Here is a 22,383-nt window from a genome sequence, read left to right on the forward strand (position 1 = left end):
TTATCCTATATTATTGTTTATGGTCGCGCCAAGGCTTTTCATTTCCTCTTCTTCAACTTTGACTTTTGATGTAAAGCGCGCATCTTCCATTGTAGAAAGAGGGATCAGATGAACATGCACATGGGGCACTTCAAGCCCTATGACAGAAAGCCCAATACGCTTGCAGGAAACGGATTTTTCCAATCCATTCGCCACTTTTCTTGAAAAAAGCATCAGATCAATATATTCCTGTTCTTCAAGGTCAAACACTTTGTTCACTTCCTTTTTCGGAATACATAAGGTATGTCCCTTAGCATTGGGATGCACATCAAGTATAGCAATATGCTTATCATCTTCATAAACGATGGTAGCGGGAATTTCTTTGTTGATTATTTTTGTGAATATGGAAGCCATTTTTAAGGTCTATAAGGTGATTTTAGTACTGAAAAACTAACGCTAATGGGCAGTTTGGAATGGTTAAAATTGTTTCCCTATCTAAAGCCGAAGAGCAGCGTTCCTGCTAAAAGCTTCTGTTAAATGTGCCTGGGAATCTGAAAACTACGTACGTGAGATCTCAAGAATGTCAAATTTCATTACCCCGTTAGGCACTTGTATTTCTGCCGTTTCCCCTACTTTTTTACCCAAAAGGCCTTTCCCGATAGGAGAATCTACAGAAATGAGTCCGTTTTTTAGATCTGCTTCGCTTTGAGCTACAAGTTTGTATTTCATCTCCATCCCATTGGTCTGGTTTTTTATTTTCACAGTAGAATGCACAAGCGCTTTTGAAGTATCCAGTTGGGATTCATCAATAACGCGCGCATTGGAAACAGTTTCTTCCATTTTTGAAATACGCATCTCAAGCATCCCCTGCGCCTCTTTTGCCGCATCATATTCTGCGTTTTCACTCAAATCCCCCTTGTCACGCGCGTCTGCAATGGCCTGTGAAGCTTTGGGCCGCTCCACATCCTTCAAGTTATTGAGTTCATCCCTCAATTTTTTCAGTCCTTCTTCAGTATAGTACGATACTTTACTCATAAATTTATATTTTAAAGCACAATGCGCGCCTTTAATTTCCGTTGAAATGCCTCTGGTTCTTTAAATCGCAATCGAGGTATATAAAAATAAAAAATCCCATTTTTTAGACGGGATTTATAGATGCTAATATACGAATTTATTAGTTCCTGACCTTAATTTATTCTAATTTGACAACTTGTAACCGATCAGTATTATGCAGAAAATAGTTATTTTAACTTTATCGATTATCTTTTTTAGCTCTTGTTCTAAAGAGGACAATATTACCAACCGCAATCCTAATCTTGCGAACATACAGTTCAACGTAAAGCTGAATACTAATCTACCACAATACAGCGAATTAAAGTTCGCCGGGAATGCCGTTTACGTAGCCAATGCTGGGAACCGGGGTGTTTTTGTAGTGAACACAGGAACCGGGACACGCGCCTGGGAGGCTGCAGATCCCAACCATCCCATACAGGATTGTTCTACGATGAAACTTAACGGAATTGAGGTCACCTGCCCATGCGAGAACACGATTTACAATCTGTATACAGGGCAGGCACGTGGGGAAGATAAACGCTATCCCCTTCTTGAATACAGAACTTCTACCAGTGGAAATATAATCACCATTACCGACTAAAAAACTCGTGCTTTAAAGCAGAAAACAGGCATTCTTAAGACTTTTTCTTAGGCTGGGTAACCATAAAATCCTTTAAATAATAGGGTTCAAAGTAAGCTAAATCTTCAATCTTTTTATCTTGGAATGCATGTTCTGCCAAGGAAGCCATCTCCCGTGCTGATGGTAGCGCATCTATTATAAACAGGGCATTGGAATGCTTGCAAATGGATTTAAATTTTTCTACACCGTTCCCTATAAAAACGGTCTTTCCCCTATCAAGGTATTCTGTAAAAGAGTTCTCGTCAATAATTTCTGCCCTTGTTTCCCTTATTTCTGCAAAGGCGCTATCATAAACGGCACTGTATACTTCCATACGGCGCGCATCCAGCAAAGGGATAATATTTTGTATTCCTTCAAGGTTGACCTGGCTTGCGAGTGATTTTAGGGTTTCAATGGCAATTAGTGGAATCTCATGTGCGTAACACAATCCTTTCGCACTGCTTACCCCTATTCGCAAACCCGTATAGGAACCCGGGCCTTTACTTACCGCAACGGCATTAAGATCTTTGAGGCTATAACCCGCTTCTTTGAGGACTGCAGCAATATATTGATGTAAAAGTTCGCCATGAGAATAGCCTTCGCTCAAATCTTCTTTCAGCGCGATTGTTTTACCCATCTGGGACAAAGCTACAGAACAGTTTGTTGTTGTTGTTTCTAAGCAAAGTATAAGGGACATAGAATACTTAATTCTCGGCTAGTGCATCATTTTTAGCGACCTCCACTTTATCACCAGCGTTTAGGTTTTTAGTAACCAGGGTGTAGGGACCGGTGATCACCGTTTCATCTGGACTAAGGCCTTCGGTAATCTCAATAAAAGTATTATTCTGAATACCGGTTTTGATGACTCTTAATTTTGATTCGTCCCCTTGTTTTATGAAAACGCATTCAAACTGTTTTCCATCATTTACGGGAGCAGAAGAGGCTTGCGCACCAGGACCTTTTGAACTTGTAGTATCGCTTTTGATAACAATAGCGCTTATGGGCACGGCCAGCACATCTGGTTTACTAGCGGTAATTACATCAACAGTTGCGGTCATACCCGGTCTGAATGGAGAATAACTTGAATTTTGACCTTCCGTTAAATCAGCATAGGATTTTTCTAAAATACGCACCTTCACTTTAAAGTTGGTCACCTGATCTGCAGTGAGCCCTTCTTCGGCAGAATTGGCTATTTCTGTAACCACGCCGTTGAATTTCTTTTTCAAATAAGCATCTACCTCTACACGTGTTGAATCGCCTATATTGATCTTTACAATGTCGTTCTCATTTACATCTACCACAACCTCCATATTGCCAAGGTCTGCCACGCGCATAATTTCAGTACCGGCCATTTGCGCCGTCCCTACAACCCGCTCACCAAGTTCTGCATCCAGACTTGATATCGTACCGGTTATGGGGGCATAAATCTCGGTACGCTGCAGGTTATCTTGGGCCTGCTTTACGTTTGCCATTGCGCTTTGCACATTGTAATAGGAAGATTTTACGTTAGCCTGTGCGATCTCATAATCGCTTACCGCCTGATCCCAGTCGGATTTTGAGATAACCCCTTTTTTAAATAAAGGTTCACTGCGCTCATAATCCAATTTCGCCTTTTTTTCACTGGCCGTGGCCTGTGCTAGATTGGCCTGTATATTTTGCAAGGATGCCCTGGACTGTGTAAGTGCTGATTGAATTAAATCTGGATTGATGCGTACAAGCAAATCCCCTTTTTCTACCTGTTGTCCTTCTACAACGGGCATCTCTATAATTTCACCGGACACTTCTGAAGAAATACTGACCTCCGTTTCCGGTTGGATCTTACCGGTAGCGGCAACAGTTTCCTCGAGTGCTATTTTTTTGACCTGTTGCACCTCAACCTGCTTAAATTCTCCAGAGTTACCAAACCAGCCAGCTTTCTTTCCTCCTATCAGCACTAATACAAGCACTACAACAACAGAAATAATGATGATCAGAGTCTTTTTTTTCATGTTCTAAAATTTTAATTCTGTAGCCGGAACCCCAAAATAAAGTTCGAGTACTTTTAATCTAAAGATGTAATCATATTTAGTACGGTTTAGATCGATACGCGCATTGTCATAACGCTGCTTGCTTTGACTAAGGTCAAAAGCATTTGTAAGACCCACATCATAACGCTCTTGAGCATATTCAAAAGCAAGTTCCTGTGATTCTGCGGCGGCCTCCGCAGCTTCATAGGCTTTTAAAGATCCCTGAACATCTACATACGCCTGATACACGTTTGATTCTAAATCAAGTTGTGCCTGTTCCAAATTGAAATCTGCCCGGCGTACGTTAACCTTACTCCTATTGATCTGATTGCGCGTTTGAAAACCATTAAATAAGGGTACGCTTAACTGAAAACCATAATTAATACCATCGTTAAGATAGAGTTGCTCAAAAAAGGGAAGTGGATTTCCAAGTGTATTTATCGTATTTGGCGCAACTACCACCTGTTCGGTACTTTCCACAAAACCGATCTCCCTGGTAGGTTGATCTGGATCTATACGGGAATTTGTAAATCTACCCGCACTCGATTCTCTCGTGTTATAATTAATGAAAGCACTTAATGTAGGTAAACTTGCGCCTCTGGCAATCTCGATGTCCTTTTCGGCCAACTTCTTATTTTCTTCGGCAATTTTAATTTCGTAACGTTTTTCTTTAGCCTGATCAATAATTTCGTAAGGTGAATTTAATAAAATTTCTTCTCCTGCTATCTCATAATCGGCTTCAGCTACGTCAAAGTTCTTATAATCCTCAATGAGCAAGGTCTGCGCAAGACTTATTAAAGAGATTTGAACCTGATTCTGCGCATCTACGATGTTCTGTATTTCTGTTGCGTTTTGCGCCTGCACCTCCAGTAAATCCCCTTTGGGAAGCACGCCACCATCTACTAATTCACGCGTGCGGTCTATTTGTTCTAAAGTGAGCTCATTCTGGGTTTTAAATACTTTTAGATTTTCTTTATTCAGTATAATTTGCAAAAAGTTGTTTGCGACCATTAAGCTCACATCGTCTTTCATTTTTCCCAAACTATACTGTGCAGCAAGCTTTGCTATTTTAGCACGCTGTATCTGCTTATAATTTCTCAAACCATCAAAGAGGTTTATGGAAGAAGTAGCACCAGCGGAAACGTTACGTGTAACCTGCGACTGCAAAATACCTGTTGTGATGTTCTGTGTCAGACCCGTGTTCCAGGTGTTGGAGATTTGTCCATTAAGCGATGGAAGCAGTGCACCCCAGGCATCTTTTTTATCAATTTGTGCAGCTTCCACATCAAGTTCTGCCTGTTTAATCTGAATATTTTTATCAAGGGCACGTTCCAGACATTCCTGAAGCGTCCATTTTTGTTGATCCTGGGCTATTGAGGTTTGTACCGCAAATGCCAAAATGAGAAAAGAAACTAAATATTTCATACTGTTCTAGAATTGTAATTATAGGTATAGATAAAAGCGAAGATGTTACAAATCATGCAACTTTTTTAATTGTTACTGACTTCTGCAACTGGTTTAATGGCGTTCCAGACCTTAATTTTGTCTCCTTTTGAAATCCCATTTTTTACTTCTACATTAATACCATCACTCACTCCTAGTTCTATATCTCTTCTTTCAAATTGCTGATCTCCGGTTTCTATCTCTACAAACGGTTTCTGCGTCTTGGCATCAAATTGCACTAGTGCTTCTTTGACCGCGAGCACACTATCTGCCCTGGCAAGGATGATTGATGCATTGGCACTCAGCCCAGCACGTATAAAGGTGGTATCTGCTTTATCGAGGGTACCTTTGATCTCAAATTGTATAGCTCCATTTTCGGCTATACCTTTAGGGGCAATATAATTAAGTACAGCGTCAAATTTTTTATTTTCAATGGCTCCTACTGTAATTTCCAATGGAAGGTCTTCTTTTATTTTTCCCACTTCGCTCTCATCTACTTTACCCTCAAAAATCATATTATTTACATTCGCAAGGGAAGCAATGGTCGTCCCGTCATTAAAGTTATTGGCTTCTATAACCTGATTTCCTTCTTTAATAGGTACTTCTAATACCATGCCTGATATTGTGGCGCGTACAGATGTAGTTGCAGCGTTACCAAGACCGGTAGTAGTTCCTGTTTTAACAATATCATAGTTTTGGTTTGCCGACTGTAAACTGATCTCCTGTTGTTTGAAACTCTGTTGCGCCTGATCATACGCCTGCTGTGCGGTATCAAAGTCATTTGCCGACAATACGCCACTTTCAAAAAGTGTTTTTTGCCTGTTATAGATGCTTTTCTGGTTATTAAAGGCCAATTTTGATGTCTCTAAGGCAGTTTTTGCACTGGTAATGCTGTTTTTAGCACTGGTTAAGGATGAAACATTAGGCACTACTTCAATCCTAGCAATAAGATCACCCTCCTTTACAGATTCCCCGGCCTCCACCAAAATTTCCTTAATAATACCAGAAATATTCGGCTTAATAAGGATCTCTTCCCTGGGCACGATGCTTCCCGTGGCGACCGTACGTTTTACAATTGTTTCTGTCGTGGGGCTTTCCGTAGCATAAGAGGTAGGATCTTCCTGATTTTTAGCATAGATATACCAGATGCCTATGATAAATAGCACCACAATAGTTACCAGGGTAATAACGGTTCCTGTTCTTTTCATTATAGATTATTTTTTTTGATGATGAACGTTTGGATTTATTGATTGTTTATATGAGCGTATTATTCTGAAAATGCATCTTACTATCCTTAAGATGTTGGTTTTATCTTGTTGGCCTCTCTTTTCAATTAATCGATTCTTAGGGCATCTACCGGTTTCATCTGCGTGGCCCTTGTAGCCGGTATCAACCCTGCCAGGATTCCCGAAACGATAAGTATGCCCAGTGCAGTGACGATCACACTGACATCTACAGACGGATTTACAAAATTTTCTATAGGGCCATAGATTTCAAGCACATAATTCATAACCCAGATGATTCCTGCCGCTATAGTAATTCCCACCATACCAGAAAGGATCGTTAAAACAAGGGATTCCTGTAAAATCTGGGATTTAATGCTCCATGGACTGGCCCCAAGCGCACGGCGCACACCTATTTCTTTTGTACGCTCTTTAACTACGATGAGCATAATATTGCTAATTCCTATTACGCCACTCATGAGAACGAGCGCGCCCACAAAGTAGCCTACAAAACTTAAAATGCTAAAAAGGCCATTTACTTTTTTAAATTGCTCTGCAAGATCAAAGTTACCTATGGCGCGTTCATCGGCTGGGTTTACCGTATGTTGCGCTTTCATTATATCTACTATTTGATCCTTTAGTGATGTAATTGTAGTACCATCATTTGCGGTAATAGCCATATACCCAATATCTTCACCGGTATTGAATGCCTGAGCAAAGGAGGTAAAAGGTATATGTATGGTATTTGCATTTTCCTCCCCATCACCATTGTTGTTTGTACTTTTAAAAATACCTACGACCAGAAAATTTACTCCGTTGATCTTTATGTATTTCCCCAGTGGATCTTCTCCAGTGTCAAATAGGGTTTTGACAACATCAATCCCTATTATGCAAATTTTTCGCTTATCGTTTATATCCGAATAACTTATAAACCTGCCGGCAGTAATATCCATAGGTTCCTGGTTTATATATTCAGGAAAATCACCATAAATACTGAATGCTCCGGTTTTTTCATTACGGGTCACATTGTTAGCGCCATTATAACCTCCCAATTGGTTACGGGGCGACACATATTTTAAAGCAGGAATTTTTTCTTTAAGAATCTCCACATCACTAAGATTGAATTCAAAACTGCGTCCTTTGGGAAGGCCTTTGTACGCCATTGACGTTCCCTGAGTCCACATGAACATAGAGTTCGTTGCAAATCCTGCAAAACCGGTCATTACCCCATTACGCAGGCCGTTTGTAAGTGCCAGTAAAAGAACCAAAATCATAATCCCCCAGAATACACCAAAGGCCGTAAGCAAGGTCCTGAACCTATTGGCGTTCAGTGCTTCCAGTATTTCGTCCCATCGATCTCTGCTAAACATTGGTTTTTTAGTTAGTTGATTATATATTACTCGTCACGCAAAGCGTCAATAGGTTTAATATGCGCCGCCCTTCTCGCAGGGATAAATCCAGCCACAGCTCCCGCAATAATCAGGATAATCACGGTAGTAACTGATGTTTTAAAATCTACTTCTGGAAATTTTATGAAATCGCTGTTCACCATTGGGCTGATCAATTCAAGAAGGCCTACCCCTAAGAAAAGACCGGTGAACCCGGCGATAGTGGTTATAAAGATCGCTTCTTGTAAAACCATACCAATTATAGACGAAGGTGTGGCACCTATAGCTTTGCGAACGCCTATCTCTTTAGTACGTTCCTTCACGATTATAAGCATGATATTCCCCACGCCCACAACACCTGCGATAATGGTGCCTATGCCCACAAACCAGAACACCGCGCGTATGGTATCTATGAGTGTGTATATTTTTTTAGCCTCTTCCAGAGTACCATAAATACGCACTGCCCCACGATCATCTGGCGCCACATTGTATTTGGTTTTCAGGTCGTTTTCAAAGCTTTTTTCCATTGCAGTAGAAAGCGCAACCGCCTGATCAAAGTCATCTTGCATCTTCACCGTATATGACATGGAACGTAGTGTGTCTCCCGCATTAAATGAACGTTGCGCGGTGGAAAGCGGTATAAAAACACGTGATTCTTCACGATCTCCGCCGGGATCTGAATACACCCCAATTACCCTAAAATTGATACCATAAACAGAAACCATTTCACCCACTGCCTCCTTGTCTTTAAACAATTCCTGTTTTACTTTGTTCCCTATGACCATCACTTTTTCCACGCCGCTTATATCCGTCTGGTTTAAGAAACGACCTGCGACCATACTCTCGTTCTCAATAAACTGATTTTCTGGATAGGCGCCTTCAATACGATAATTACCGGTCTGGTTTTTATAATTTACCTGACCTCCCCAGATAGTATACAAAGGGGTTTTATACTCTATATCCTCTTTATATTTTCTACTCATGTCCTGAAAATCGCTCAGGTGCAGGTTTATTTCCCTGCCGGGGTTTAGGCCTTTGTATTCTTTTGTGGTAACTCCAGTACGAATGAATATGAGACTCGCTGCGTCCTGCTCAAATTGCGAGGAAATCCCCTTTTGAATTCCTGTACTAAAACCTAAAAGTATCACGAGTATGAAAATCCCCGAGGCTACTGACAATCCCGTTAAAAACGTACGCAACTTGTTCATACGTATCGTTTCAAAAATTTCCTGCCAGCGTTCTATATCAAACATGGTTGACGGCCTTTACTTGTTCAATGCGCTTATCATCTATTATCAAACCATCCTTTAGATTGACGATACGCTTGGTCATATGCGCGATATCATCTTCATGGGTAACGATCAGGATTGTTTTTCCCTCATCGTTGATGCCTTGAATAAGTTCCATCACCTCGTACGATGTTTTAGTATCAAGCGCACCGGTAGGTTCATCGGCAAGCAATACTTTGGGATCGCTCGCCAGGGCACGGGCAATGGCAACACGTTGCTTTTGACCTCCAGAAAGTTCACTGGGAAGATGCCCCGCCCATTGACCTAGACCAACTTTTTCAAGGTAGTGCATGGAGCGGTCCACCCGTTCATTACGTTTCATGCCCTGATAATACAAAGGCATGGCCACATTATCAAGTGCACTTTTGTAATTGATGAGATTGAAAGACTGAAAAATAAAACCAAGAAATTTGTTCCGGTAACGCGCGGCGATCTTTTCGTTAAGGTTTTTAATGGGAACATTGTCAAGCGTATAGGAACCGCTATCTGCTTCATCAAGCATTCCCAGAATATTCAGTAGGGTTGATTTACCGGAACCCGAAGAACCCATTATAGATACTAGCTCACCTTCTTCAACGTCAAAATTGATCCCTTTTAAAACGTGAAGGGAGTTGGATCCCATATGATACGACTTATTTAGATCTTTTATTTTGATCATTCCGGCAGCAGTTTTGTGGTTATATGTATCTGAACACTGAAAAAATAAAGTACTCTCATAAAAGACTGCAGCTGGTCAAAAAAGTTACCGTGAGAAAAGTTATAAATTTGTTAAAATAATATTTTCTTTAACATTCAGGACTTCTTCCTGCTTTTGTAAATGTACCAGATCAAACCACCTACAAGAATATAAGGGAGTGCCATAAGATAGATAATACCATTATTTACCCCTTCTGCCATACCGCTATCTGTCTCACTTTCCAATACGGCACGACACATTGCACACTGTGCATCTACGGGCAATGTGCCAATAAGAACCAATACTAATGTAGCAACATATTTCATTGTTCTCTTTTTAATTAGGGTAGTAAGGTGATATCAAAATATAAATCACAACACCTGTTACGGCCACATAAAGCCAAAGGGGGAAAGTTATCTTAGCAATCTTCTTATGAAGTTTGAATTTGCCATTAACGGCGCGCGTATATGTTATTAAAACGAAGGGAATAACAACTATTGAAAGAATAATATGTGTGATCAGGATAAAATAATAAACATAAGAAAATGCACCCACTGAAGCCTTTTCTGCCACACTTACCACACCATCATAGTTCGCATCGCCAAATTTTGTCGAATCTGAAGTAGCATGATAGACTAGATAAAGTATCAGAAAAAGTACAGATAAACCCATTGAACATTTCATAAGCAGTTCATGGGCAGATTTATTGCCCCATTTTATCTGCATGATTGCAACTATGAGAAATATTGCGGTAAGCGCATTTATAGCCGCGTACGTGGGAGGTAAAAAACCCATGCGCTCTACTCCGGGAATACGCACGGTGAATAAATAAGCAACTATGACCGGGACTGCAATAGACGATGCGGTGATCAAAAGCTTATAATTTTTACCCTTTGTAGCGCTTTCTTTCATGGCATCAATCGTTACTCAACAATTTATTTATATCTTCTATAAGCATATCAATTTCCGGGCTCTCCCTGTCCTCATTCTCCCCTTCACCCCGCGGGATAAAACCACGATAGTAGATTTTTGGGTTACCAAAATTATCCATACGTGATCGTATAAAACCATTTTGATCTATTAAAGCAAATAGCCCAGAATGTAAAAAGTTATCTTTTACATTAGGATTTGCCTGTGCCAGTAGTCCAAATTTCTCATTGGCCATAGTATAAATAGAGTCTTTGCTCCCAGTCAGGAAATTCCAATGCGGATACGTCGCACCATACTCTTTTGCATATGCTTTTAATACTTCTGGCGTATCGTGTTCAGGATCTATACTTATACTTGCGATACCAAACTTATCTGAATCCTTAAATTCTTTTTGGATTTCGACTAGATTTTCGCTCATGGGAATACAAATATCAGGGCATCTGGTAAAAAAGAATTCAACCAGAAAAACCTTTCCCCTGTAATATTTATCTGTGATCGTATCGCCATTCTGGTTTACAAGCTTAAACTCGGGTACCCGCCGATCCTTATCGTTTATACGAATGTAGGAAAGCTCTGAAGAGCTGTTTTCAGCTTCATTAATGTTCACCACATTGAGCCTGTCATTTTCCACGACACTCCCATTTCTAAGTCGTTCAAAAATTTTAGGAATCGCAAACAGCCCAAAGATGAGCACGATTACGGCAATCCCTATATACGTTTTCTTTTTATTCATTACTATTTCTATCTAACGGCATTATTCTTTTTAAGTGCTAGTCGGTATTCTGCCAGAACGATTTTGACATCATCCTTCATCTTATCTGCAAGTTCTGCAACATCTGTGCTGTTATAGCCGTACAAGGTACCTACATCTTCATCATCATCACGCCCACGCAAATTCCGGTCTTTATCTACAATAAAGACGTAAGGGGAACCATCATTATCACTCCAGCGATGTGCGCTGTTTAAACTGCTGAAAATCGCTTTGATCTGTTCATCTTCGGCATAAACAAAATGCCAATTTTTAAGATTGCTCACGCGTTCCAATTCCGTGATAATATTTTGAAGTTCTTGTTGGGAAACCGACTTAGGAACGAGATAAACGAATTGAAAATCATTGAATTCGTAAAAATATTTGTAGATTTTCTGGTTGAGGTTGAATAGTACCGGACCGTCTTTTTTGAGGTCAGTCCCCAGAAAGCCAAGCACCGTAATTTTATCTTTGAGCTTTATATCTTGAGAGAAACTTAGTTCTTCCACACCTTCAGATACCGTGGGAAGTTTTGCAAAGTTATGGACTCCCGAAGCAAAGAAGAGGTAAGCAACTACAGGGAGTATAAATAAAATACTTAAAACGAATATTTTTTGAATCTTCATCGCTGCAAAGTTAAGCGAATAGGTTTTAAAGTACCGGTGTTCTGGGAATTTTAGTCACAAACAATTCGTTGTACCAAAGGGATTTTTTTCCTCTAAAACAACGTAGAATAAGAAACTATCCTATAAAAAAAGGTGATCTACGATCACCTTTTGGTTTTTGATACTATTAAAAGTTCCAGTTTTGATATCCTTCTGTATACACATCGTGGATATAATCTCCTTCAGTGAGAAGAATGAAGACCAGATATGCAATGAGAAATACTGACGTCCACACCACAGATCTGCGCAAACCTTTTGTCTCATGCTCCATGTGCATAAATGCCCAAGTGATCAGATAGGCTTTGTAAACCGTAAGCAGGATAAAGATCCAGTTGAGCAGTTTCATCCTGGCTATTTGCGTATGCTCTAAGAATTCTGGCCTAAAAATACCCAGTATAACTTCAGCAATTGTAACTACGGAAAGTATGATGAACACCTTCCAGATTCTTTTTACAGCCGAGTTGCTTTCAGAATCATTTGTATGTGATGCGTCGTGTGCCATTATATATAATTTACTTCAGCCCCAGCGGAACTATTTTTAGATTAAACCAGATAGAAAAAGGTAAATACAAATACCCAAACCAAATCCACAAAGTGCCAGTACAGCCCTACTTTTTCAACCATCTCATAATTCCCCCTGCGCTCATAGGTACCTATGATCACATTGAAAAAGATGATGATATTGATAAGGATTCCCGTAGATACGTGAAAACCGTGGAAACCGGTAATAAAGAAAAAGAAATCAGCAAAAAGTGGAGCGCCATATTCATTGTGAATAAGGTTTGCACCTTGAACAACACCAGCACCATCATCCTTTAATTTCTTGATCGATTCTTCTCTTGACAGTATGGTTTTTTGACCATTTTCATTGATTACATCGGTGCGGACTAGCAAATTCTCATCAGCCATAAAACCAGCCAAAACCTCAGTATAATTTACGGTGGGCATACTGGAATCGCTCTGATACCACAAGGCTTCACTACGGGTAAGCTGCGTACGCTCTGATGGTAAATCTTCAGCAAAATCCTCTAGCGCAACGCGTTCTCCGTCTGTATTTACAAATTGTAGGATACGACCCGCCCTGGTTTCAACAGCGCCATATTCACCCTGTATAAAGTTGGCCCACTCCCATGCTTGTGAACCTACGAAGATTATACCGCCTATAATGGTAGCAAACATGTACCAGATTACTTTGTTCTTCTTCATATGGTGGCCGGCATCTACCGCAAGCACCATCGTCACCGACGAAAATATAAGAACAAACGTCATGAACGCCACGTAGTACATAGGCGCATCTACGCCGTGCAAAAATGGAAAGTGATTAAAAACCTCATCTGCGATAGGCCACTCTTCAATAAATTTAAACCTCGAAAAACCGTAGGCTGCAAGAAATGCCGAGAACGTAAGACCATCCGAAAGGATAAAGAACCACATCATCAACTTACCATAACTAGCACCCAATGGCTGGTTGCCCCCTCCCCAGGTTTTACCTTCTGTGCCTGTTCTAACCGCAGTAGCGTCCATAAATAATTATTGATTTTATAAGCGTTGCAAAAATAGGAATTTTAAAATATAAATGTAATGTTAAACCTGAGATTTTAGGAGCGATAAAGGCAATAAATTGAAATCAAACCAAATAAACAGGGATAAGCGCACTGAAAATCATTCACTTTTGTAAAGATCAAAGTTTTATGAACTCACCTATTTTTAAAGATTCTATTTAAAGAACACCAGAAAAAGAAACAAATAAACCCATAAAACATCAACAAAATGCCAGAAGGTAGATCCAAGTGAAATACCAAGCATATCATCTGGGGAATATTTTGAACGCATCGTATTGACAAACATAACCATGAGCACGATGATACCTGCAACCACATGGGTTATATGCGCGATAACAAATGCATAAATAAACGAAGTGGTTATATTGCTCTCACTCCCCGTAAAAAAGTAGCCATTTGCTATGATCTCGTCAAAGCCCACAAACTGCATATAGACAAACACAATACCCAGTAAAAGTGTTGCTGCCAGAAAAATTTTAGCGCGTCCTACAGCATTTCCCTTTATGGCGCGCTTGGCCAAAAACATGGTGAGACTGCTCAGGACAATCACCGCGGTACTGATATAAAATGCCTGCGGAAGCTCAAAATCTGTCAACCAGTCCCTGCGCTCCTTACTTACGATATATGCGCTCGTGAGACCGGCAAACATCATGGCAAGACCCACAATGCCAAACCATAGCATCATTTTTTTTGCGCGTATCATTTTTTCCCCTTCAGGTTGTGAGGTATAATCCATTAGCTATCTTATAAATTTATCGGCAACATATATAATTTGTACAAGCGTAATATAACTTACGCTCATGAGCATCAGCCTTTTTGCGGTTATAGCATCCATCCTTTTGTACAACAAAAAGGCGTAATACAAAAAAGCAATTCCCAGAAGCCCAACGAGTACGCCTGCAACGGGGGTCAAAAATAAACGTCCGGTGGCGCCAAAAACCGGTATTAGTGATACTAAAACGGTCCAAATGGTATATAAAACCACCTGCAGGGCGGTTCCTTTGTCCCTTTTTCCGGTAGGAAGCATAAAAAACCCACCCTTTTTGTAATCGTCATACAAGAACCAGCCAATGGCCCAGAAATGTGGAAATTGCCAAAAAAACTGAAGCATAAACAACGTGCCTGCCTCAATTCCAAAATCATTTGTGGCCGCTACCCAGCCCAGCATGAACGGAATGGCCCCCGGGAACGCCCCTACGAATACAGATAAGGGAGTCCTGGTTTTTAATGGGGTATATACACAAACGTATAAAAAGATGGAAATAGCCCCAAAAAATGCAGTTTTTGGATTTATTATATATAACGTGACCAGACCACATATCGTAAATGCACTGGCTATAGCAAACGCCATAGGAACGCTCATACGACCGGCAGGCACCGGTCTGTTTTTTGTTCGATCCATTAGGTTATCAAGGTCACGCTCTATAATCTGGTTATACGCGTTTGAAGCGCCTACCATAAAATAACCACCTATCGCGAGGAGCAACGCAGTGCTCCAGGAAATTACGGTTGCGCCTAAAAAGTAACCCGCCATACTGGAAAATACCACACTTAATGCAAGGCGCATTTTAGTGATTTCCTTAAAATCGCCCCAGACAGAAGTCGTTGCTGTATATGTTTTTGCGATGCTCAAGCTTTTTTTAGGTACTTTTTAAAAAGTTGTGCAAAGATACGGCGCAAGCCTGTTTTAGACAATGAAATAGCTATTAATCTTAAAGGTCTTTCTTTCATCATCAAAGCAGTCAAACTGAAAATTCTATTCTTTCGGAAGAATTGTATAGCGCTTAGGGTAGCGGAAGCCGTTTGATTGATTTGAAACTATAAAGAATAAACTCAGAAAATCCTTGAGCGTATTAGAAAGTTCAAATTGACATAAAATGACGTACCTTAGAGCACCTTCATTAAACCTTCATCATGATAAAATATCTACCAATTTTTGTTACCGCTTTACTTTTCATCTCCACATCTGTCTTTGCGCAACGCGACTTTTCAGAAGTTGAGATCAAAATCGTTCCCGTCAAAGACAGTATTTACATGCTTCAGGGAAGTGGTGGCAATATTGGTCTTTCGGTAGGAAATGATGGGGTTTTTATGATTGACGATGAGTTCGCAGAACTATCCGAAAAAATAACCGCCGCTATTAGAACCTTAAGTAACAAACCCATAAAATTTTTAGCGAATACCCATTTTCACGGGGATCACACGGGTGGAAATGGAAAATTTGAAGACGCCGGAGCGGTAGTCCTAGCGCAGGAAAATGTTCGGAAACGCCTTAAAAATGACGATAAATCAGCTGGTTTACCGGTAATAACCTTTAAAAATGACCTTACGCTACACCTTAATGGCAACGATATCATGGCGGTACACGTAGATAGCGCACACACAGATAGTGACGCTTTAATTTATTTTCCGCAAAGCAATGTCATGCACACCGGAGACACCTTTATCACCAATGGTTTTCCATTTATCGACTTGAAAAGTGGTGGCAGTATCGATGGGGATATTGAAGCTGGCAAAGCCGGACTCATGCTTGCCAATTCAGAAACCATCATTATTCCCGGGCATGGCGAACTGGCTACGTATTCAGACTATGAAACCTATGTGGATATGCTCAAAACCCTTCGGGAAAACGTTCAAAATGCCATAAATAATGGCAAAAAACGTTCAGAAATCAGCACTATGGAAAACCTTACGAGTACTTTTTACACAGATGCCGAAGCCGATAAAAGTTTTATCAATGGCCCTAAAATCAGGGAAACTATATATGACAGCCTCAAAGCTAAAATGGAATAGTTATTACTCCAGACCTACAGAATCATAAACCTGTACGCGTTCCCATAAATCCTCAGATTCTTCTATAAATAGATGATGCACATCTTCATCCTGATACTTGTCCTGTATTTCTTTTGAAGGGAAAGTAAGGACGAGTGAATACGTCCATGAGTTGTCAACAACCTCTCGCGGTGTATTTGCCGGAGTTCCTATAAAATGGGTTTTAGCGTATTTACTGGTCTTTAAAAATTTCTTCAAAGAAGCCTCAAAATCTGCTCTATCCTGCTTGTTTTCTGGGTTTTTAAGCCAGAAATAGACATTGTGCACAAAGTGTGAATCAAATTCGGTTTCCTGTGTTTGCGATTGGTTTTGGTTTTGGGCTTGCATGAGTTGGCTTGATGTTAAAAGTATAAATAGGAATAGGACTGATTTCATGATATATTGTTTATCGTATTTTTGGTTTTTAAATATAGTTATTTCAGAATTAACTGGGATGCAATCAAAATAAAGTTGGTTTAGCAGTATAAAATATTCAAACCTTATCAGGCCATTCGTTTGGCAATTCCCCACTGAATCCCATTTTCGGAATTTCATTGATCGTTCTCATTTCATCTACAGAAAGTTCAAAGTCAAGAATATTCTTATTTTCTTTGATACGTTCAGGAGTTGTAGACTTTGGGATTACCACTACATCGTGCTGATAGATCCACCTAAGACAGATCTGCGCCACGGATTTATTATGCTTTTTTGCCACTTTTTCCAGAACAGGGTGACCAAAAACCCTGCCCTGCCCCAGAGGCGACCAGGATTCTACTACAATATCCTGTGCTTTACAATATTCGGTCACTGCCTGTTGCCAGTATCCAGGATGGAATTCAATTTGATTTACGGCAGTTTTTACCCTTGCAGTTTCCAGGAGCGGCTCTAAATGTTCAGGCCAGAAATTGCTTACCCCTATGCTTTTGATTGTACCCTCAGACTGTAAATCTTCCAGGGCGCGCCAGGTTTCCGCATTTGTTTTTTGCCAATTTGTATGGTTCTTAGCATTGGCCGGCCAGTGAATCAGGTATAGATCAATATACTTTAGATTCAATCGCTTCAAAGATTCCGCAAAGGCTTTTTTGGCCTGGGCATACCCAAGGTTTTCCCTCCATAACTTGGTCGTTATAAAAAGTTCCTCACGCGGTACTTCACTAGCTTTGATGCCCTCGCCTACCGCCTTTTCATTTTCATATTTTGCTGCAGTGTCTATTAAGCGGTATCCACTCTGCAATGCGGTCTTGACGGAAGCTACACCTTCCTCATCGGTGGCTTTATAGGTGCCAAAACCAATTCTTGGGATTTTATGACCATCATTGAGAAGTATAGGACCTTGCATGTAATGCGAATTATTATTTATTTTAATACTATTTATTTAAATGCGCTTCACTCATGGCTTCTCCCAGTTGCAAAAGATCATTTTCTTCCTGCTCTGTAAATTCGTAGGGAACCGGTTTTGCAATACCAAAAACGCCATAAAGCGTACCGTTTTTAATCATAGGTACCGCGATTGACCCTTCTACTTTTGTTTCTTTTGCTGCAGGACGCGCCACGCCAGAGTCATCCGTTTGCAAATTACACATTTCAACAGGTTTTTTCCTTTCGGCAGCAATGCCGGCCATTCCTTTTCCGATAGGGATTGTCGTTAGTTTAGGAATAAGAAAATCTGGTATCCCCTGCTGTGTTTCCAGTTGCAGAAGATTCTTATCATCCAGAAAATGAAGTGTCCCGGTTTTACAATCAAAATGTGCGATAATATCCTTAAGAACCCGTTCCCATTCAATGGAAGACTTGTTTATATTTTCTTTGATTTGTGCTATTGAAGTGCTTTTATCTGACATATCTTTTTTTTTAATTGAGGCCAAAAGGCTGTGCTATGACATTCTTGGGTAACAATAACCCCTAAAAAGAAGTTACCAAAGTAATACTATACAGGTAAAATTACCCAAAAAATAGAGAAATCAGGCTAATTTTAATCGCACATTATATTATAAGAAGAGATGAAGCCTTTAAGAAGATTACTGATCAAAATACCAATTAAATAGATCAGTCCTAAAACCCAGGTTAAGCCATAAAGTTTCTTCTTCCAGGTTTACGGGATCATCAATTGCTGTAGTATTGTTGCGGTACATTGCACTTGCGTACAGTTTTAAATTGGTTGCGGGATTAAGCAAATAACCCACTTCCAGGTTACCAAGAATGGTTTTTGTCTCATTCCCCTGACCTATAAAGTTGCCATTATCGGCGGGACGGTTTTCATCATTGCCATAAATACTACCGCCGTAGTAAATTTCATTCATACCCCCGGTTTCAAAACCACGTTTTCCATAGATCAATTTACCTGTACCGTACCAGCGTTCTCTCTCGTAGCGGGCAATGGCAATATATTCTGAAAAACTGGCTCCCCAGGTATGCGCCATACTCTGGTTGTTATGTCCGTAATTTAGGGTAATCTCATTATTCGAATACACATAGGGCCGTACCTGGTTAAATTCCAGTTGGAGCTGCAAATTTTTCACACTGAACGCATCATAATATTTCACGCCCAACTGTGCGCCCTGCTTATTTTTATAACTCTGGTTTCGGCTTCTAATGGCATCTACAGAAAATTCATCTATAATTACCTGTGCATACGCGTTAAAACTATTACTGAATTTATATTTCGCCGCTAAACCTATAATTGCATTACCACCGCGCGAGCCGGTAGAAAACTCTATGGCCCGGTAAAAAATAACGGGATTCAGGTAATTCAGGTCCACCCCGCGGTCGTTTTCATTTTCCCAGATCACGCTTTCAAAAAAACCAAGATTGAGCCGTTTTGAAACATTGAAGCTCAAATAGTGATTGGCCATATATTTGGTTCTAAAAGAGCCATCTGCCGTAACCTCTGGGCGCACATCGCGCAACGACATAAATGTATTTGTGTATTTAAATTTCCAAAATGTGGTATTTAATTTTATAAAAGGATAAGGACTGGCATTATCGCTAAGTAGCAGGGAGCGGTATCCATCACCTATAAATTGCTTGCCATGCCCCAGCTGAATATTGAAATGATTACTGGGCGTGAATGACAAATAGCCCTCTGCGATGGGGTAATCAAAATCCCCGCCACGCCCTTTTGCTGCGACCCCACGACCGGGAACTATCGCCGGGTTGCCACCATCAGGACGAATGGAACGCGCGTACCTGTTGAAATAACCTGCAAAACTGCCCTGACTTTCATAAAAAACAGTGTAAAAATTGAGATTTTTGCCCAAACCACCCTGAAAAATAAGCGCTCGCGTATTGTTGTACGTGAAATTCTGATCTTCATTATCTGCAGTTTCCTTGCCCAACATCAAATCTGCAGCAGGATCTACAGTAAACCAATAATCTTTTCCCTGTAGGGTAACCATATGCTCGTTCCAGAATTTACGGCCAAACCAGGATTTTTTATCCTTTAAGAGATCGTTCTTCTCTTCCGCAAAATCGTAATAGCGGTTCACCTCTGAATAAACAAAAGGTTTTCCCGCCGTGTGACTATTCGTCCCTACTTTATTCATTTCTGAATCAAACCGACTGTAGACCTGATGGGAAAAGGGAATATTCAATTGACTGGTATATTCATTATCATGATAAGCCGTTGTTTCTATGGAATCATATTCATTAGAAATAGCCGCAATAGTCTGTTTGTTCTCAATATCGGTGTTGGAATTGATCAAATTCCGTTCAAGGGGATATTTGATGGGCATGGTAAATTGCATATAGGTAGGCCTGCCATTATACGTTGCAGGAGCAATTTGCGGTAACTCTTCAAATGCGGTCAGTACGTTTGAACGAAGTTCGTCATAATCTGCCTGTATATTGAGCACTTTAAAGATCCCATCTCCATTTACCTCAAAAAGCACCATCATTTCACCTTCGTAATTTTCATCAACACCGAAATTTACGTCATTTAAGGACTCCAATATTTTGCTGATAAGCGTCTCGTTGAAACAGTCCCGAAGACCAGATTTATCAATGGCTGAACAATCTTCAAAAACAGGATAACGCTCGTAATTATCATACGTAGACTGACCATAAAAAACATTATATGACGCACCAAAGAGGAGCAGCAGAAAAATGCTGGATCTCATAGAAATACTTTAAACGTTAGGATACGAAAGATAAGTCTTTTTTAAACAAATAAGACATCTATCGAACAATATGGGCTTTTTATCGATTTTGAGCATGGTGCTATTCAAAGGAGCAGGTATTCTTCAGGTACTCTATCCTGAATAAGAATTACCTAAAATGGCCATTGCTTTGATATAGTATTTGCTTACGAAAAATTTCTTCTTTCAAATAAGAACAAAAAAAATCCCGTCTCACTAAAGTGGACGGGATTTTCTATTAAATACTTAATTCTAATTTAATCCTGTATTTGAAATACGATAGGCAATGCATAAAGTACACCTACTGGCTTACCTCGCTGCATACCTGGAGTCATTTTAGGAAGCATTTTTGTTACACGTTCTGCTTCACTCTCTAAGCGAGGGTGGGGTCCACGTGCACCCATATACTCTATGTTTCCTTGTTTATTAATCTTAAACTGAACATAAACCTTATTAATACCGCTCAATCCTAATTCGCTACCTAACTCAGTATTGAACTTCTTTTGAACAAATTGTGTGATTTTAGCAGACATACAAGCTTTTTTAGCAGCATTGTCTTTTTCACCTTCACAACCTGGGTACACAGGTACATTTTCAATTACAGCAAAGGGCACATCGGCAATTTCTTCTTCAGGCTCTTCATAGCTTACATCTTTCACCTCAACCTTTTCTTCCTGGGTCGTCTCAGTAGACTGGATTACGGTTTCTTCGATTTCAACCTCATCTTCAACTACCTCAATAACCTCCGGTGCTGGTGGTGGTGGTGGCGGTGGTGGTGGCGGTGGTGGTGCATTCAGTTCTGTGATCGGCACATCTTCTTCGAGAACGTCATCTACATTGAGCTGGCCAATGTCTATGGCTTCTTTGTCATAGGTCTTCCACTCGATTGCCAAATAGGACAAACCGAGAATAAGAATAAGACCCAATTGAAAGAAGAGTACACTTCTCCTGCCAAGATCTTTTTTCGGGTTCTTTTTAGGTTCCATACTAGTTTTGATTGTTAAGGATTGCTAATTTAGATAAAAATTGCTGCAATCCGAAATTAAAATTTTGTTTTTATACGATTCAGTCTTTTTTTTAAGATATACAGCAGCAAAACTGCGAGTAAAATCCCCGTGGAATTAGCTAGCATATCCCACAAATCGCCTGATCTGTATGTGGTGAATTCTGATTGAAGAATTTCAATAACCATACCAAAAAATAAGCCCCACCCTATTGTGATGAAAAGAATTTTGTTAAATGTATAGTTTTTGAAACCCACTAAAAATAAATACACAAACCAGAAGAGACAGAAAAAGAAATAAGCAGTACCATGCAAAAGCTTATCGCTGTTCTGTGGTGCCCCTTCTATGACTTTTGGCATATGGATTAAACAACCAATGGCAAGTGCCATTGAATAGGTAACTACTCCTAATAAAAGAATATTACGCGTTGATGACTTCTCCATATGCTTTGGCATCAAGAAGGTCTTTTAGCTGCTCTTTATCTTCAATTTTCATTTTTATGATCCATCCGTCACCATAAGGGTCTTTATTCACAACTTCCGGTTCTGCTTCTAGTTTGTCATTAAAGGCAATAATCTCTCCGGTAAGGGGTAAAAACAAGTCAGAAACCGTCTTTACGGCCTCTACGGTGCCAAAAACCTCTTCGCGCTCCAGTGTTTCCCCTTCAGTCTCCACTTCTACATAAACGATGTCCCCCAGCTCTCCCTGAGCAAAATCTGTAATCCCTACAGTTGCGGTATCTCCTTCTATGCGCACCCACTCATGATCTTTAGTGTATTTTAAATCGTCTGGTAGATTCATTTTTTTCTGTTGATTTTAGTATAAAATTGATTTATTTAGCTTAAAACTGCCTC

The 22,383-nt window shown here is 40.1% G+C and carries 26 protein-coding genes; 2 read left to right on the forward strand and 24 right to left on the reverse strand.

Annotated features, from left to right (window positions below):
- Together P162_RS06040 and greA are read right to left on the reverse strand one after the other, a co-directional pair.
- Positions 1-393: an HIT family protein gene (locus tag P162_RS06040; RefSeq protein ID WP_031426350.1), complete on the reverse strand. Its 393-nt coding sequence runs from the start codon at positions 391-393 to the stop codon at positions 1-3.
- 144 nt (positions 394-537) lie between these two features.
- Positions 538-1,014, reverse strand: coding sequence for a transcription elongation factor GreA (gene greA, locus P162_RS06045; RefSeq protein ID WP_031426351.1), 477 nt, complete (start codon positions 1,012-1,014; stop codon positions 538-540).
- Positions 1,015-1,207: 193 nt separating this feature from the next.
- Between greA and P162_RS06050 the strand changes: the two genes are divergently transcribed.
- The gene (locus P162_RS06050) at positions 1,208-1,633 is read left to right on the forward strand and encodes a Rieske (2Fe-2S) protein (RefSeq protein WP_031426353.1); all 426 of its coding nucleotides are present in this window, start codon (positions 1,208-1,210) and stop codon (positions 1,631-1,633) included.
- Positions 1,634-1,667: 34 nt separating this feature from the next.
- Here P162_RS06050 and tsaB read toward each other — a convergent pair whose 3' ends face one another.
- From tsaB to cyoE, 15 genes are all read right to left on the reverse strand, one after another.
- Entirely contained in the window at positions 1,668-2,348 is a 681-nt protein-coding gene (tsaB, locus tag P162_RS06055; RefSeq protein ID WP_031426354.1) for a tRNA (adenosine(37)-N6)-threonylcarbamoyltransferase complex dimerization subunit type 1 TsaB, read from the reverse strand.
- Positions 2,349-2,355: 7 nt separating this feature from the next.
- Entirely contained in the window at positions 2,356-3,639 is a 1,284-nt protein-coding gene (locus P162_RS06060; protein ID WP_031426355.1) for an efflux RND transporter periplasmic adaptor subunit, read from the reverse strand.
- A 3-nt stretch (positions 3,640-3,642) separates the two neighbouring features.
- A complete protein-coding gene (locus P162_RS06065; RefSeq protein ID WP_031426356.1) occupies positions 3,643-5,082 on the reverse strand; it encodes a TolC family protein in 1,440 nt (479 codons plus the stop codon).
- Positions 5,083-5,147: 65 nt separating this feature from the next.
- A complete protein-coding gene (locus P162_RS06070) occupies positions 5,148-6,308 on the reverse strand; it encodes an efflux RND transporter periplasmic adaptor subunit (RefSeq protein ID WP_031426357.1) in 1,161 nt (386 codons plus the stop codon).
- 125 nt (positions 6,309-6,433) lie between these two features.
- A complete protein-coding gene (locus P162_RS06075; RefSeq protein ID WP_031426358.1) occupies positions 6,434-7,693 on the reverse strand; it encodes an ABC transporter permease in 1,260 nt (419 codons plus the stop codon).
- Positions 7,694-7,719: 26 nt separating this feature from the next.
- Complete coding sequence (locus P162_RS06080) at positions 7,720-8,964, reverse strand: ABC transporter permease (protein ID WP_031426359.1); 1,245 nt, start codon at positions 8,962-8,964, stop codon at positions 7,720-7,722.
- Positions 8,957-9,658, reverse strand: a complete 702-nt coding sequence (locus P162_RS06085) for an ABC transporter ATP-binding protein (RefSeq protein WP_031426360.1) — start codon at positions 9,656-9,658, stop codon at positions 8,957-8,959. Before P162_RS06085 ends, P162_RS06080 begins: the two co-directional genes overlap by 8 nt.
- Positions 9,659-9,792: 134 nt before the next feature.
- Positions 9,793-10,002, reverse strand: a complete 210-nt coding sequence (locus tag P162_RS06090) for a hypothetical protein (RefSeq protein ID WP_031426362.1) — start codon at positions 10,000-10,002, stop codon at positions 9,793-9,795.
- Positions 10,003-10,012: 10 nt separating this feature from the next.
- Positions 10,013-10,588: a DUF420 domain-containing protein gene (locus P162_RS06095; protein WP_031426363.1), complete on the reverse strand. Its 576-nt coding sequence runs from the start codon at positions 10,586-10,588 to the stop codon at positions 10,013-10,015.
- Positions 10,589-10,592: 4 nt separating this feature from the next.
- Positions 10,593-11,339 carry an SCO family protein gene (locus tag P162_RS06100; RefSeq protein ID WP_031426364.1) on the reverse strand — a complete coding sequence of 249 codons (747 nt, stop codon included), beginning with the start codon at positions 11,337-11,339 and terminating at the stop codon, positions 10,593-10,595.
- Positions 11,340-11,347: 8 nt separating this feature from the next.
- A complete protein-coding gene (locus P162_RS06105; protein WP_316931591.1) occupies positions 11,348-11,980 on the reverse strand; it encodes a hypothetical protein in 633 nt (210 codons plus the stop codon).
- Between the two features lie 166 nt (positions 11,981-12,146).
- Complete coding sequence (locus tag P162_RS06110; RefSeq protein WP_031426366.1) at positions 12,147-12,521, reverse strand: cytochrome C oxidase subunit IV family protein; 375 nt, start codon at positions 12,519-12,521, stop codon at positions 12,147-12,149.
- 41 nt (positions 12,522-12,562) lie between these two features.
- Positions 12,563-13,543 (reverse strand): cytochrome c oxidase subunit 3, encoded by a 981-nt coding sequence (locus P162_RS06115; protein ID WP_031426367.1) that lies wholly within the window; start codon positions 13,541-13,543, stop codon positions 12,563-12,565.
- Between the two features lie 192 nt (positions 13,544-13,735).
- Complete coding sequence (locus tag P162_RS06120; RefSeq protein WP_031426368.1) at positions 13,736-14,317, reverse strand: heme-copper oxidase subunit III; 582 nt, start codon at positions 14,315-14,317, stop codon at positions 13,736-13,738.
- A gap of 3 nt (positions 14,318-14,320) precedes the next feature.
- Entirely contained in the window at positions 14,321-15,214 is an 894-nt protein-coding gene (gene cyoE, locus P162_RS06125; RefSeq protein WP_031426369.1) for a heme o synthase, read from the reverse strand.
- A gap of 281 nt (positions 15,215-15,495) precedes the next feature.
- On the opposite strand from cyoE, the gene P162_RS06130 reads away from it, so the two are divergent.
- Positions 15,496-16,374 (forward strand): MBL fold metallo-hydrolase, encoded by an 879-nt coding sequence (locus P162_RS06130; protein WP_031426370.1) that lies wholly within the window; start codon positions 15,496-15,498, stop codon positions 16,372-16,374.
- 3 nt (positions 16,375-16,377) lie between these two features.
- Here P162_RS06130 and P162_RS06135 read toward each other — a convergent pair whose 3' ends face one another.
- From P162_RS06135 to gcvH, 7 genes are all read right to left on the reverse strand, one after another.
- The gene (locus tag P162_RS06135; protein WP_031426371.1) at positions 16,378-16,788 is read right to left on the reverse strand and encodes a Dabb family protein; all 411 of its coding nucleotides are present in this window, start codon (positions 16,786-16,788) and stop codon (positions 16,378-16,380) included.
- Positions 16,789-16,885: 97 nt separating this feature from the next.
- Positions 16,886-17,731, reverse strand: a complete 846-nt coding sequence (locus P162_RS06140) for an aldo/keto reductase (RefSeq protein WP_031426372.1) — start codon at positions 17,729-17,731, stop codon at positions 16,886-16,888.
- A 28-nt stretch (positions 17,732-17,759) separates the two neighbouring features.
- Positions 17,760-18,233 (reverse strand): GAF domain-containing protein, encoded by a 474-nt coding sequence (locus P162_RS06145; protein WP_031426373.1) that lies wholly within the window; start codon positions 18,231-18,233, stop codon positions 17,760-17,762.
- A 177-nt stretch (positions 18,234-18,410) separates the two neighbouring features.
- Complete coding sequence (locus tag P162_RS06150; protein ID WP_031426374.1) at positions 18,411-20,507, reverse strand: hypothetical protein; 2,097 nt, start codon at positions 20,505-20,507, stop codon at positions 18,411-18,413.
- A 275-nt stretch (positions 20,508-20,782) separates the two neighbouring features.
- Complete coding sequence (locus P162_RS06155; RefSeq protein ID WP_031426375.1) at positions 20,783-21,511, reverse strand: energy transducer TonB; 729 nt, start codon at positions 21,509-21,511, stop codon at positions 20,783-20,785.
- A 56-nt stretch (positions 21,512-21,567) separates the two neighbouring features.
- Positions 21,568-21,972 carry a VanZ family protein gene (locus P162_RS06160; protein ID WP_051907800.1) on the reverse strand — a complete coding sequence of 135 codons (405 nt, stop codon included), beginning with the start codon at positions 21,970-21,972 and terminating at the stop codon, positions 21,568-21,570.
- Complete coding sequence (gene gcvH / locus P162_RS06165; RefSeq protein WP_031426376.1) at positions 21,950-22,330, reverse strand: glycine cleavage system protein GcvH; 381 nt, start codon at positions 22,328-22,330, stop codon at positions 21,950-21,952. The genes P162_RS06160 and gcvH overlap by 23 nt, the downstream gene beginning before the upstream one ends.
- Positions 22,331-22,383: the final 53 nt, after the last annotated feature.

Origin of the sequence: Flavimarina sp. Hel_I_48 (assembly GCF_000733945.1) — a bacterium.
Lineage (GTDB): Bacteria > Bacteroidota > Bacteroidia > Flavobacteriales > Flavobacteriaceae > Leeuwenhoekiella.